This is a genomic window from Aeromonas jandaei, from assembly GCF_037890695.1.
In the GTDB taxonomy this organism is placed as follows: domain Bacteria; phylum Pseudomonadota; class Gammaproteobacteria; order Enterobacterales; family Aeromonadaceae; genus Aeromonas; species Aeromonas jandaei.
In genome coordinates this window covers 2,961,517-2,974,212 of the sequence record NZ_CP149571.1, presented here as the reverse complement: position 1 = coordinate 2,974,212, position 12,696 = coordinate 2,961,517, and the positions used below count along the sequence as shown (strand labels likewise).

At 60.2% G+C, this 12,696-nt stretch carries 18 protein-coding genes; 14 read left to right on the top strand and 4 right to left on the bottom strand.

The genetic code is table 11. The features are described 5' to 3' along the window. Positions 1–101: 101 nt before the first annotated feature. From minC to WE862_RS14035, 6 genes are all read left to right on the top strand, one after another. A complete protein-coding gene (gene minC, locus WE862_RS14060; protein WP_033112498.1) occupies positions 102–827 on the top strand; it encodes a septum site-determining protein MinC in 726 nt (241 codons plus the stop codon). Between the two features lie 18 nt (positions 828–845). Next, positions 846–1,658: a septum site-determining protein MinD gene (gene minD, locus WE862_RS14055; protein WP_339058636.1), complete on the top strand. Its 813-nt coding sequence runs from the start codon at positions 846–848 to the stop codon at positions 1,656–1,658. A 2-nt stretch (positions 1,659–1,660) separates the two neighbouring features. Further along, a complete protein-coding gene (gene minE / locus WE862_RS14050; protein WP_033112500.1) occupies positions 1,661–1,930 on the top strand; it encodes a cell division topological specificity factor MinE in 270 nt (89 codons plus the stop codon). A 191-nt stretch (positions 1,931–2,121) separates the two neighbouring features. Beyond that, positions 2,122–2,448, top strand: a complete 327-nt coding sequence (locus WE862_RS14045; protein ID WP_033112501.1) for an HI1450 family dsDNA-mimic protein — start codon at positions 2,122–2,124, stop codon at positions 2,446–2,448. Then, a complete protein-coding gene (gene mtgA, locus WE862_RS14040; protein ID WP_042030590.1) occupies positions 2,433–3,230 on the top strand; it encodes a monofunctional biosynthetic peptidoglycan transglycosylase in 798 nt (265 codons plus the stop codon). Before WE862_RS14045 ends, mtgA begins: the two co-directional genes overlap by 16 nt. A gap of 278 nt (positions 3,231–3,508) precedes the next feature. Continuing rightward, positions 3,509–3,832: an HI1450 family dsDNA-mimic protein gene (locus WE862_RS14035; protein ID WP_041207870.1), complete on the top strand. Its 324-nt coding sequence runs from the start codon at positions 3,509–3,511 to the stop codon at positions 3,830–3,832. 43 nt (positions 3,833–3,875) lie between these two features. On the opposite strand, the gene WE862_RS14030 is transcribed toward WE862_RS14035, so the two are convergent. Continuing rightward, positions 3,876–4,187: a DUF1289 domain-containing protein gene (locus WE862_RS14030; protein ID WP_042030592.1), complete on the bottom strand. Its 312-nt coding sequence runs from the start codon at positions 4,185–4,187 to the stop codon at positions 3,876–3,878. Continuing rightward, positions 4,188–5,069, bottom strand: a complete 882-nt coding sequence (locus tag WE862_RS14025; protein WP_042030593.1) for a CvfB family protein — start codon at positions 5,067–5,069, stop codon at positions 4,188–4,190. Between the two features lie 193 nt (positions 5,070–5,262). Here WE862_RS14025 and WE862_RS14020 point away from each other — a divergent pair, with 193 nt between their 5' ends. From WE862_RS14020 to WE862_RS14005, 4 genes are all read left to right on the top strand, one after another. Then, positions 5,263–6,477, top strand: a complete 1,215-nt coding sequence (locus tag WE862_RS14020; RefSeq protein WP_042030595.1) for a UPF0149 family protein — start codon at positions 5,263–5,265, stop codon at positions 6,475–6,477. Between the two features lie 170 nt (positions 6,478–6,647). Then, entirely contained in the window at positions 6,648–7,112 is a 465-nt protein-coding gene (locus tag WE862_RS14015) for a MarR family winged helix-turn-helix transcriptional regulator (RefSeq protein ID WP_033112507.1), read from the top strand. A gap of 1 nt (position 7,113) precedes the next feature. After that, positions 7,114–7,302 carry a DUF4250 domain-containing protein gene (locus tag WE862_RS14010; protein ID WP_041207874.1) on the top strand — a complete coding sequence of 63 codons (189 nt, stop codon included), beginning with the start codon at positions 7,114–7,116 and terminating at the stop codon, positions 7,300–7,302. 151 nt (positions 7,303–7,453) lie between these two features. After that, entirely contained in the window at positions 7,454–7,630 is a 177-nt protein-coding gene (locus WE862_RS14005) for a hypothetical protein (protein ID WP_164536729.1), read from the top strand. Between the two features lie 111 nt (positions 7,631–7,741). On the opposite strand, the gene WE862_RS14000 is transcribed toward WE862_RS14005, so the two are convergent. Then, a complete protein-coding gene (locus tag WE862_RS14000) occupies positions 7,742–8,329 on the bottom strand; it encodes an FMN-dependent NADH-azoreductase (protein WP_042030597.1) in 588 nt (195 codons plus the stop codon). Between the two features lie 213 nt (positions 8,330–8,542). Here WE862_RS14000 and WE862_RS13995 point away from each other — a divergent pair, with 213 nt between their 5' ends. The 4 genes from WE862_RS13995 to WE862_RS13975 all read left to right on the top strand — a co-directional run bounded on the left by WE862_RS13995 (position 8,543) and on the right by WE862_RS13975 (position 12,241). Further along, on the top strand, positions 8,543–9,433 hold the full coding sequence (locus tag WE862_RS13995) for a DMT family transporter (RefSeq protein ID WP_042030652.1): 891 nt from the start codon (positions 8,543–8,545) through the stop codon (positions 9,431–9,433). An 85-nt stretch (positions 9,434–9,518) separates the two neighbouring features. Continuing rightward, complete coding sequence (gene purT, locus WE862_RS13990; protein WP_339058635.1) at positions 9,519–10,697, top strand: formate-dependent phosphoribosylglycinamide formyltransferase; 1,179 nt, start codon at positions 9,519–9,521, stop codon at positions 10,695–10,697. Positions 10,698–10,826: 129 nt separating this feature from the next. Further along, positions 10,827–11,486 (top strand): hexitol phosphatase HxpB, encoded by a 660-nt coding sequence (gene hxpB, locus WE862_RS13985; protein ID WP_042030599.1) that lies wholly within the window; start codon positions 10,827–10,829, stop codon positions 11,484–11,486. Between the two features lie 551 nt (positions 11,487–12,037). After that, on the top strand, positions 12,038–12,241 hold the full coding sequence (locus tag WE862_RS13975; protein ID WP_033112514.1) for a CPXCG motif-containing cysteine-rich protein: 204 nt from the start codon (positions 12,038–12,040) through the stop codon (positions 12,239–12,241). Between the two features lie 61 nt (positions 12,242–12,302). Here the strand turns inward: WE862_RS13975 and WE862_RS13970 are convergent, their stop codons facing one another. Beyond that, positions 12,303–12,686: a VOC family protein gene (locus WE862_RS13970; protein ID WP_042030604.1), complete on the bottom strand. Its 384-nt coding sequence runs from the start codon at positions 12,684–12,686 to the stop codon at positions 12,303–12,305. Positions 12,687–12,696 lie beyond the last annotated feature (10 nt).

Sequence of the window (12,696 nt, the reverse complement as noted above, 5' to 3'; positions counted from 1 at the left end):
TGATATAATCCGACGAGTTTATTGCCTCTGATGGGGGCAAACTATAACATCAGGAATTGAATAACAATAACGGATTAGCATCTCTGCCTCGGGGAAGATTCATGGTTGAGCGCGATAACGAATTGAAAGGGACCACCTTCACTATTTCTGTGTTGCATATCAGCGATGGCGAGCCAGAGCGGATCCGTCAGTTGTTGGCGGAAAAAGTGGCTCAGGCGCCCTACTTCTTTAATTGCGCACCGCTGGTGATCAATGTTTCCCGACTGGAACAGATCCCCGACTTCGAACAGCTCAAGGAGCTGGTGGAGTCGGAAGAGTTCGTGCTGGTCGGCATCACGGGCGCGCGAAGTGAAGAGATGAAGACGGCGGCCAAGGCGGTGGGCCTTGCCGTAATGGCCTCGGGCAAGAGTCGCAAGAGCGATCCCCAACCTGAGCCAGAGCCGGTGGTGGCACCTGCCGCCCCCGTTACGCCCCCTGAGCCGGAGCCGGCCCCCCTCATCCCGACCCGGGTGCATGTGGGCCCGGTGCGCTCCGGCCAGCAGATTTATGCTGCCGGCACCTCGCTTGTGGTGCTGGGTTCCGTCAGTCCGGGGGCCGAAGTGCTCGCCGATGACAGCATTCATATATATGGCACCCTGCGTGGCAGAGCCATAGCCGGCGCCCGCGGCAATACCCGGGCCCGGATCTATTGCCAGCAATTACAGGCCGAGCTGCTCTCCATCGCTGGCACATTCCAGCTCAGCGATGCATTGCCGGCAGGCCTCATCCAGCAACCGGTTCATATCCGGCTGGATAATGAACAACTCCGTATAGACCGTATCAAATAGAGTTACAAGGAAGCGAGAATGGCGCGAATCATAGTCGTTACATCGGGTAAAGGTGGCGTTGGCAAGACCACAACCAGCGCGGCCCTGAGTACCGGTTTAGCCCAGCGTGGCCACAAAACTGTGGTCATCGATTTTGACATCGGTCTGCGAAACCTGAACCTCATCATGGGCTGCGAGCGTCGCGTGGTGTATGACTTTGTCAACGTCATCAACGGTGAGGCCAACCTCAATCAGGCCCTCATCAAGGACAAGCGCAGCGAGAACCTCTATATCCTGCCGGCGTCCCAGACCCGTGACAAAGATGCCCTGACCAAAGAGGGTGTCGAAAAGGTGCTGGAGCAACTGGCCGAGATGAAGTTTGACTACATCGTCTGCGACTCTCCGGCGGGGATCGAAGCGGGCGCCCTGATGGCCCTCTACTTTGCCGACGAGGCGATCGTCACCACCAACCCGGAAGTCTCTTCCGTGCGTGACTCCGACCGGATCCTCGGCATCCTCTCCTCCAAATCCCGTCGTGCCGAGCGTGGTGAAGACCCCATCAAGGAGCACCTGCTGCTGACTCGCTACTGCCCGACCCGCGTCAATCGCGGCGACATGCTGAGCGTGCAGGGCGTGCAGGAGATCCTGGCCATCCCGCTGCTCGGGGTGATCCCGGAGTCACAGGCCGTGCTGCGTGCCTCCAACTCGGGCGAGCCGGTCATTCTGGACAAGGAGTCCGATGCCGGTCAGGCCTATGATGATGCGGTCTCCCGTCTGCTCGGTGATACCAAGGAATTTCGTTTTCTGGAAGAAGAAAAGAAGGGCTTCTTTAGCCGACTGTTCGGGAGTTAAACATGTCATTATTGGATTATTTTCGTTCCAACAAGAAACAGAACACCGCACAACTGGCCAAGGAGCGGTTGCAGATCATCGTTGCTCACGAGCGTTCATCCAGAGGGGGGCCGGATTACCTGCCCCAGCTCAAGCAGGATATCCTCGACGTGATCCGTAAATACGTCAACATCGATCCGGACAAGATCACCGTCCAGATGGATCAGAAGAGTGACGAGCTCTCCGTTCTCGAGCTCAACATCACCTTCGCCGATGACAACAAGAAGGGATGAGCTGACGCCATATGCGTGACCCCTTCCCTCAATGAAGACCGGATCCCCTGGCTGGATCCGGTTTTTTATTGCCTCAACCTGGCGAAGCGCCTGCAACCGGCTCGCCAAGGGGTCTGGCGACAGCTAGAATAGCGCCGCCTTCGCTTGCATCGGCCAGCGAGGCTTCTTCTCTTTTTTCTGGAACAGAACTTATGTCCTTGAATGACGAAATGCACAGCGTCGAAGAGCTGCTCGACACCGCCCTTGAACTCTTTATGGAGCTGGCCTCCGACAACCTGCCGGAGCAGGAGATCATCCGCTTCAATCAGGAGTTCAACGATCGCGGCCTGCTGGCAGAGACCGATCCGGCCGACGACTGGGAAGCGGATGTGGGTTTTGCCGTGAGCGATGCCGAGTACGCCGAGATCTGGGTTGGCCTTGGCAACGAGCAAGAAGAGTACGAGCACCTGTTTGCCCGCATGCTGCTCTCCCGCCGTGTTGACGAGAAGTTCTGCCACATCGAATGGCTGCCCCAATAATTCCGGATCCCGATGATCCGAGCCAGTATGTCTGGGAGTCTGACTCTGACGCCCGGCAGATGGCGCCTGAACCCCCGGCCCCCTCATTGGGGCGCCGGGTGTTGAAGTGGGTTGGCAAGGCCTTGCTGGCCGGGCTTGTCTGCTCGGTCGTCTCCGTCTTGCTGCTGCGCTTTATCGATCCCCCCATGTGGAGCTGGCGCATCGAGCGCGCCCTCTTTCCGCCTGCCAAAGTGGCACAAGTGCGCCATGAGTGGGTGGATCTGGAGTCCATCTCCAAAGAGCTGCAACTGGCGGTGATTGCCGCCGAAGATCAGCGCTTTGCCGACCACAACGGCTTTGACATGGATGCCATCAATGCGGCGCTCAAGCATAACCAGCACAGCGAACGGGTACGGGGTGCCAGTACGCTGAGCCAGCAGACCGCCAAGAATCTCTTTATGTGGAGTGATCGCAGTTTCCTGCGCAAAGGGCTGGAAGCCTGGTTTACCCTGCTGATGGAGCTGGGCTGGGACAAATCCCGCATCCTCGAGATGTATCTGAACATCGTGGAGTTTGGCCCGGGTATCTATGGCGCTGAAGCCGCAGCCAACTACTACTTCGGCAAACCGGCCAGCCGGCTGACCCGCTACGAGGCCTCCCTGCTGGCAGCTGCCCTGCCCAATCCCTGGCGCTATCGGGTCAAGCCCCCTTCGCCCTATGTGCAAAAGCGGGCGGTCTGGATCCGCCGCCAGATGGGGCAACTGGGTCAGGTGACCCTTAACCGAGTCTATCAGGCCAATTGATCATCAGGCGCCACCGGATTTTACCGGTGGCTCCTGCCCCGCCTCTGCCGGCTCCTGATTGAGAGGCAGAGAGTGCCACCACCAGCTCTCCCGTCGTCGCTTGATCTGCTGTCGTCTTGTCCGTAACCGCATCGCGTCGCCCCCACGCCTATTCACATGCTACTTAACCATACCCCCGATATGACCGGTTGGACAGGTCGTACCCCGCGGCGCACTGGTCTGGCCGCCACCGCCAATAATTGTTACAGTAGCGGCCTCGATGTATCTGGAGTGATTTCATGGAACAGCGTACCCCGGATCAGCTGGTCGAATGGGCCTATGATCAGTTTCTTGAGCAGGCCGCAGACATGCTTGCCCCCGAACAAATCGTCGATATCACCCTGGAGTTTGAACAGCGTGGCGCCGTGGAGGCGACCCTGCCCAATGCCGACTGGTCGGCAGAGCTGGGTGAGCCGGTCGATATGGAGCGCTGGGTCGAAGTGTGGGTGGGTCTGCTGGATCATCAGGAGGAGTTCGAGGTGATCTTCGCCACCTTCCTCCTGCCCCGCCTGATCACGGAAAATCAGGTTTATGTGCGCTGGCACCGCCAGCAACAGGCATAAAAAAGGCGCCATCGGCGCCTTTCTTTTTTCTGGCTTCCCATGCTCAGGGCTGCGCCGCGATAGCCTTGGCCAGACAGCGACGGCACCAGCAGGCACTAGCCTCCGTCATCGGCAAAGCCGGCAACTGACTGCACCAGCACTGCTCGATGGTCATCCCGGCAGAGACGGCGCAATATGCCGGTTCACCACAGCCCGGGCAACGGTGGGTGCTCTTGGTGCCATCCAGCTCGGCCATCACTGCCAGCTGGGCATCGCTCTCCATCGCCGACCAGTGACCGATCTCGGTCAGGGTGCGACCACAGCCAAGGCAGAGGCCATCCTTTGCCTTGCACAGCCCGATGCAGGGACTCGGCACTTACTCCTGCTCCCCGCTCTGGGCAGCCGCTCCCGTCTCGGTCAGGGTGATGGCATTGTCTTCAATGACGATCTTGCCCTGCTTGTAGAGGCCGCCGATCGCCTTCTTGAAGGTGCCCTTGCTCATGGCAAAAAGCTTGTAGATAAGCTCGGGTTCGCTCTTGTCACCCACTGCCAGACTGCCACCCTGCTTTTTCATCCGGGCCAGAATGCGCTCGCCGGCATCGTCCACCTTGGCCATGCCCGGCTTTTGCAGGGTCAGATCCAGCTTGCCATCGTCGCGCACCTGCTTGACCCAGGCGGTCTGCGGACGGCCCGTCATCACCCGGCCAAACACTTCGTTGCGAAACAGCATGCCGGGGTACTGGCCGTTGACGATCACCTTGATACCGAGGGGAGAGTGTTCACCGGGCAGAGCGGTCACCTCGTCTCCCGCCTTGAAGGGGGGCTTGGCGGTGCTCAGGAAGCGCTCGAGGCGGCTGGTACCCACCATGCGCCCCTCGTTGTCCAGCATCAAACGCACCAGATAGACGTGACCCACCTGCATCGGCTTGTTCTGCTCACGGCTTGGCACGAACAGATCCTTTTTCATGCCCCAGTCGAGGAAGGCACCGATCTTGTTGGCGTTGACCACCTTCAGACCGGCAAACTCGTCCACCATGGCGAAGGGCTTGTCGGTGGTGATGACCGGCTCGCTGTCGGCATCCAGATAGAGGAATACCTGTACGCTCTCCCCCTCCTTGATCCCCTCGGGAAGCTGGCGCTTGGGCAGCAGCAGCTCGCCGTATTCGTCGGCTGCCAGCCAGGCGCCGCGATCTTCGAGTTCAACGACGGTGAGGATGTTCATCTTGCCAATCTGTATCATGGTGCTCTCTTTTTTCATTACCCGGACGGGCCGGCTGGATCACGGCCCCTATGGCCGCGCATGTTACCCCAAGAGGGGTGATCCGGCCTAGTCCCCTCGCCTCACTCTGACCGGCCGATGGCGATATAATCGCCATTCAACCGTCCCTTTGCTGCAAATACCCCCACATTTAGGTAGACTTCGCGGCTGCTCAAATCCAGAGGAACTGTCGATGAACCCATCCACTCGTACCCGTCATCTCAATCAATGGATCCAGACCCACAGCCAGCAGGCGATGACTTATCCCGCTCTGCACGGTTTTTTGTGTGCCCGTCTGGTCGGGCCGGATGCCCCTGACTGGCAGGCCCCGCTGGCCGGTCTGTTGCCCCATGACGCCGAGCTGGATGAAAAGAGTGGCGAGGCCCTCACCCATCTGATCGCCGAACTGGAAGCGCAGGCAGATGAAGCCCAGCTGGCCCTGCCGAGCCAATGCCGCCTCCCTACCGACAACCCGCAGCAGGTCTTTGAACAGAGCCACCCCCTCGGGCAGTGGTGCTACGGCTTTAGTCAGGGCTTTGCCACCTGGCCCAAGCCAAAGGATTTGAACGACCCGACTACCCAGTATCGTTTCAGTCTGGCCGCCGAGCTGAGCCTGTTTCGCGACAAACAGATGGCGCAGATGCTCTATAGCGCCGCCGCCAGCGAACTCCCCTTTGTCGAGTTCTGCAAACGCCAGCGCCAGAACATGAAGACCGCCCTCAATCAACTGCTCCAGCTCGATCAGTATCAGGCCGCGCCGAGCGCCGATGTAGCCCTCGACAGCGAGCAGGCCCAGCAGTGGCAACGCTGGTTCGAGCTGGCGGATGACTGCCGGGATCATCAGGCCCGCCTCGGCTGGTTCGAGAAGATTATCGCCGATGCCAACCCGCTGTTTGATGCCAGCTTCTGGCAGCAGCTGGGTGGCCACGGCTGGAGCGTGCCGGAAGTGCGTCCCTTGCTGGCGGCCCGCGCCGGTCGCGCCGACTGCCTGTTGCGCCTTGGCAAGCTGGACGAAGCCAGGGAGGAGTATCTGGCACTGCTGGCCATCTGTATTCCCGATGAGCTGGGTTGCCGCTACAACCTCTCCTCCCTCTATGCCCTGCAGGGCGACTGGCAGGCGCTGGCCGAGCTGCTGGTGCGTTTCGACGAGGCCTCCAGCTGGTTGCTCTACAACCGCGCCCTGATGATGTTTGCCCGCGAAGGGGCGGATGCCGCCCGACCCCATCTGCTGGCCGCCATCAATGCCAACCCGCACGTTCCGGCCTGTCTGCTCGGTCAGCGCAAGCTGCCAAAGCAGGAGCCGATGAGCTGGCAGGCGGGCAGCCGCGATGAAGCTGCCCTCTACACCATGCACACCCGCGAGGCCTGGCTCAAGCAGAGCGCCCTGCTCTGGCTGCGCAAGGGCTGACCACTTCCGGATTAAAATCCCGGCGAACTGACCCGGTTTTTGTCTGATGGCGTGCGTCACCGCACATTTCATCGCAACCGGGTCAGACAAACTCGCTTGAGTTTCGTATCATCAATGTCAAAGTATCAAAAGAAACTGCATCTGATGCAGCCGTCACAGCAGGGTGTAATATGTCAAAAATCATAGCGTTACTCGCTCACTACCCGCCCTATCAGTTGGTACATGCCGCCGAAATGCTACGGGATACCTTCGAGCAGTTTTACGAACAGCGTTACCAGCTGACCGTCCCCCAGTGGCGTCTGATGATGGTGCTCGGCCCCAACTACCCCATCAGCCAGAAAGAGCTGGTCGAGGCGAGTGGCATGGACAAGGTGCGCATCTCCCGCGAGATCCGCCGTCTGGCCGAAAAAGGCATCATCTTCACCGAAAACAGCGAGCAGGATAAGCGCATCAGCCTGGTCTCCCTGACCGATAGCGGCCTCGCCCTGTTCCAGCAGCTCAAGAGCGAAGCGGGCAGCTGGCAGCATACCCTGACCGACTACCTGCCCAGTGAATCCCGCGAGGCGATCCGCCAGCATCTGCACAGCGTCAGCGCGGCCATCGAACAGCTGCACTCCCTCGACAAGGAGAAATAGGATGGATCTGAAGAAATTTGCCACCATGGACGTCAACATGCTGCTGAGCCTGATCAACATGCAGCTGCGTGATCGTTACGATGATCTGGAAGACCTCTGCAAGGCGCAGGATCTCGATCAGGCGGCACTGGAAGCACGGCTGGCCAGCGGTGATTTTCACTACCAGCCAGAGCAAAAACAGTTCAGATAGGGATCGGGATCACAACGTCAGCAGCCACAGTGGCACCGGGGCCAAAACCTGATATGGTCACTCAAGCCTCGGCAGTGCGATGAACGGATACATCACACTGTCATACGAGAGCGCTACTCTTGCGCCAGTGAGCAAACCCAAGGATGATCCCATGACGTTGAACCGCGAACATTTCCTGATCACGCTCTGCATGCTGCTGATGATCAGCCTCTTCACCCCGCAGATCCCGCAAAGCGTCGAACAGTGGCTCACTGCGCTGATGGTTGGCTCGCTCGCGGCTGTGGTGTTGATGCTGATACGGGGTTGCCGCCGCTTTATGCTGGAGTAGCCTCTGCACCTGCCAGCGGTTCCCGCACGCAACAAGCGTGAAAAAACAAACGCAGCCTGATGGCTGCGTTGTTGTTTATGGCGGAGCGGATAGCCCTTGCTGGCAGGCGGCTTAGATAGCCAGCGTCTCGAGCTGCGCCTTGGCGGCTTCAATCCCCTTGCTCTGGGCATCCGGGCCCATGCCCATCCCCTCGGCGTAGATGAAATCCACCTCCTTGATACCGATGAAGCCCAGCACGGTGCGCATGTAGGGGGTCACCAGATCGGTGGCGCTGCCGACGTGCATGCCGCCGCGGGGGCTGATCACCAGCGCGCGGGTGTTCTCCACCAGACCGACCGGGCCGGTTTCGGTGTAACGGAAGGTGACGCCGGCACGAGCAACCAGATCGATCCAGTTCTTCAGCTGGGTCGGGATGTTGAAGTTGTACATGGGAGCGGCAATCACCACCAGATCGCTCGCCTTGAGCTCTGCGATCAGCTCGTCGGACTGGGCGATCACCGCCAGTTGACGCTCATTGAGGTTGTCACCACCGCGCAGGCCGGAGGCCAGCTCGCCATCCAGCACCGGCAGGTTGAGGGCCGCCAGATCACGCACGGTAACGGCATCATCCTGATGGTCAGCCAGGAAGCCGTCGATCAGGGCGTTGGATTGGGAATATTGACCCAGGATGCTGGATTTGAGAACGAGGATATTGGCCATGGTGAAACTCCATTTGGTTGTCGGTTGAACAGCTGCACTGTCGATGGAGGTCACTCTAAACATTGCGCTTCTTTGCTGATAGCGAAAATAGATGCTCAACTTGTTCAAAAATTTTGATATTGGTTGATTGCGCGGCAACGGGCGCATCAACCCTTGGCAGAACAAACGATTGCCGCTATGATCCGCCGCACTTTTTTCAGTGACCCGGATCCCATGGCCCACTCGCGCAGCCACTCCCCTTTCGCCGGTGCAGTCTGGATGATGGTGGCAGGCCTCTGTTTCGCCGCCGTCAACAGCCTGAGCCAGTATGTCAGCTTCAAGCTTGGCCTCCCCTCGACCCAGGTTGCCTTTCACCAATACCTGATCGCCCTGATCTGCCTGCTGCCCTGGCTGATCCGCCATGGTTTGCGCCAATCCCTGATGACCAACCAGCTGCGCCTGCATCTGCTGCGGGTCGCGCTGGCGGTGATCGGCATCCAGTTCTGGCTCTGGGCGCTGGCCGAACCCGTTCCCATCTGGCAGGGTATCGCCCTGCTGATGACGTCACCGCTGTTTGCCACGCTGGGATCCGCCCTCTTTCTCAAAGAGCAGGTGAGCCGCGCCCGCATCGTGGCCACTCTCTCCGGCTTTGTCGGCGCCATGCTGATCCTCGCCCCCTGGAATGATGATTTCAGCTGGGCCTCTCTGCTGCCGGTGGCGGCGGCGCTGTTCTGGGCTGGCTACTCCCTGCTGGTGCGCTATCAGGCGGCGAGCGAATCGTCCCACACCATCGTCGTCTACCTGCTTATTTTCAGTACCCCGTTCAACGCCATGCTGGCGCTGCCGGAGTGGCAGTGGCCAACGGAAAGCCAGTGGCTGCTGGTGGCCGCCTCCGGCGTGTTGTCGGCTCTGGCCCAGATGTCCATCGCCCGCGCCTACAGCGTGGCGGAGGCCTCCTTCATCCAGCCCTTTGATTTTGCCAAGCTGCCGATGAACGTACTGGCAGGCTGGCTGGTGTTTGGCTGGGCGCCGCCCGGCCGACTGTGGCTTGGCGCCGCCATCATCATTGGCGCCATCACGTTGCTGACCCATCTGGAGCAGCGCGCCCGACCATCCGTTTCCTGAGGTACGCCATGCGTGCCTCTTTTTTTGCCCGCTATTCGTGCGATAGCGATCATCAACAATGACCAACGACATCAGGAGAGATCGTATGTTTGGAACCGCAACCCGCCCCGGCGCCACCCGCGCCCTGCTGCTGGGCTCCGGCGAACTCGGCAAGGAAGTGGCCATCGAGTTGCAGCGCTTCGGCATCGAAGTGATCGCCGCCGACCGCTATGCCAATGCCCCCGCCATGCAGGTGGCCCATGCCGCCCGGGTGCTGGATATGCTCGATGGCGCCGCCCTGCGCGAGCTGGTCGCCGAGATCAAACCCGACCTCATCATCCCCGAGATCGAGGCCATCGCCACCGATACGCTGGCAGCCCTTGAGCAGGAGGGGGTCAAGGTTGTGCCCAATGCCCGCGCCACCCAGCTCACCATGAACCGGGAAGGGATCCGCCGTCTCGCCGCAGAGACCCTGGGCCTGCCCACCTCCCCCTACCGCTTTGCCCAGAGCAAGGAGGAGTTTGTCGCCGCCGTCGAGGCTATCGGCCTGCCCTGCGTGGTGAAGCCGGTGATGAGCTCGTCCGGCAAGGGACAGAGCGTGCTGCGCGATCTCGCCAAGCTCGATGAGAGCTGGGCCTACGCCCAGGAGGGTGGCCGCGCCGGTCGTGGCAAGGTGATCGTCGAGGGCTTCGTTCCCTTCGAGTACGAGATCACCCTGCTCACAGTTCGCGCCGTCGATGGCATTCACTTCTGCGAGCCTATCGGCCACCGTCAGGAAGATGGCGACTACCGCGAATCCTGGCAGCCACAGGTGATGAGCGAACTGGCGCTGGCCCGCTCCAAAGAGGTAGCGGCCAAGGTGGTTGAGGCCCTCGGTGGTTACGGCCTGTTCGGGGTCGAGCTCTTCATCAAGGGCGACGAGGTGTGGTTCAGCGAAGTCTCGCCCCGCCCCCACGACACCGGCATGGTGACCCTGATCTCGCAAGATGTCTCCGAGTTCGCCCTGCATGTGCGCGCCATTCTGGGGCTGCCGGTCGGCACCATCACCCAGTACGGGCCGAGCGCCTCTGCCGTGGTGCTGCGCGAAGGGCACAGTCAGGATATCCGCTATCAGGGGATTGGCGAGGCGCTTGCCAAGGTGCCGGGTGCCCAGCTGCGACTGTTTGGCAAACCGGAGATCGCCGGTCGCCGCCGTCTCGGCGTGGCACTGGCCCGGGGTGAAGATTGCCGCGAGGCGGTCGAGCAGGCCAAAGCCGTTGCCGCAAGCGTCGAGGTCATTTTCTAGACGCTGCTTTTTCGCCGCACCGAAACAAACGTTTGCCGGTGTGATCGGGCGCAAGGGGCATGGCAATGCCCCTTTTGCATTTGCCCGTCAGGCTTATAATCCCCTCTTCAAATTTGTCAGGAGTACAAGATGTTAGCTGCCGTGATCTTCGATATGGATGGTGTTCTGATCGACTCGGAACCCTTTTGGCAACGGGCCCAGATCGCCGTGTTCTCCGAACTGGGTCACCCCCACACCGTCGAGGATTGTGAGTCGACCATCGGTGTGCGCATCGATCAGCTGGTCGCCCACTGGTATCGCCTGCGCCCGTGGAGCGGCCCGAGCCAGGACGAGGTGGTGCAGCGCATTCTGGATCGGGTCAACGCCCTGATCCTCTCCGAAGGTCAGGCCAAGGCCGGCGTGCTGGAGGCACTCGACCTTATCGAAGCGCGCGGCCTGAAAGTGGGTCTGGCCACCTCCTCCCCCTTTGCCATGGTGGAAGCGGTGCTCGGCAAGCTCGGCATTCGCGATCGCTTTATGGCGGTTCACTCCGCCGAGGTGGAGCGTTTCGGCAAACCGCACCCGGATGTCTATATCCACGCCGCCGAAAAGCTGGGGGTTGAGCCGGTGCACTGCCTTGCCATCGAAGACAGCTTCACCGGCCTGCTGGCGGCCAAGGCAGCCTCGATGAAGGCGCTGATCGTGCCGGATCCGGCTTTAGTGGGAGACCCGCGTCTGGCTATCGCCAACTACCAGCTAAGCTCGCTCGCAGAGCTGAATGCTGACACCCTGGCCAGCTGGGTCAAGTAAAGGACAAGCTGGCACTGATCGTTCCCATGTACCCGGCATTGGTGGGTGACCCACGCTTGGTCATCGCCAACTATCAGCTGAGCTCGCTGGCCGAACTCAATAGCGAGATGCTGGCCAACTGGGCCAAGTAATCTGCCAGCGACAAACCGTTCGTATCCTTCACGGGGCCGCAGGCATATCTGCCTGCAGCCCCGTTTTTATGGATGAATAGAAGCCAAAGGATAGATATCCGCCCAGCACTGAAATGGGGAAAACCGGCCGGATGCACAGCGCCCCTCCCGGATGGCCAAATGGCCTTTTTGGCCAGTAAAAACCGCCGTTCAGGCCCTTCTATTACCAACCAGTAGTTGGCAATAACAGCTACAAATCGCCGATTAGAAACCAACTTTCGGGCCATTTTTGCCCCGGCAGCGCCTGCTGATCCCCTTTTCCGAGCCGGGTTTGATCCCTGTCATACCGCCTTCATAAACGTGCGCTTGCTCGCGGTTAGCCCGCGCCTGCGCAGCTAGAATCAAGGGAGACAGGCGGCCCGCGGGCCCGAGGAGGTTATCATGATCGAGTACACCAGCAAGCGCATCGTCTGCCCCCACTGCGGCCACCATACCCGGGTCGAGCTGGATGCCAGTCAGGGGGATCAGGAGTTCTACGAAGATTGCATGGCCTGCTGCAATCCGATCCACCTGCGGTTGCATCGGGATGAGGAGCGCGACCGTCTGCAACTCTTCGTGGATGCTGACGACGAGCAGATGTTTTAAGAGCGGCCGGATAGCAAAAGGGGCGTGACTCGCGAGAGTGACGCCCCTTTTCGTTTCGTTGTCACCGGTAGATGCTGCCCTGCCGCGATTTCGCTCTGGCCCAGAGCGTCTCGTCATCGAGATCGGTCTGGATCAGCTCGATGGGCACCCCGGCATCATTGATCACCGCCACCCGATAATCGTCGATCGGCTCGTAGGGCTCCAGGATCACCTCTTCCCCCTCGATGGCTGCCGCAAGATCATCCACCTTGAAGGCGACGTGAGGCACGGTTCTCAGCAGCTCGTGCAGCGGCGAATCGTCGTTAAAGTAGTGCCACTGAACCCGAAACCGCCCCGGGTTATCCTCGGTATACATCCCCACCTTTTCGCTGTGGATGCCATGGGGCAAGGGCTCGGCGCTGGGGATGCCGAAGTGGTGAAAGGTATAGTTCAGGCCCGGTTTCATCTGCGCTTTT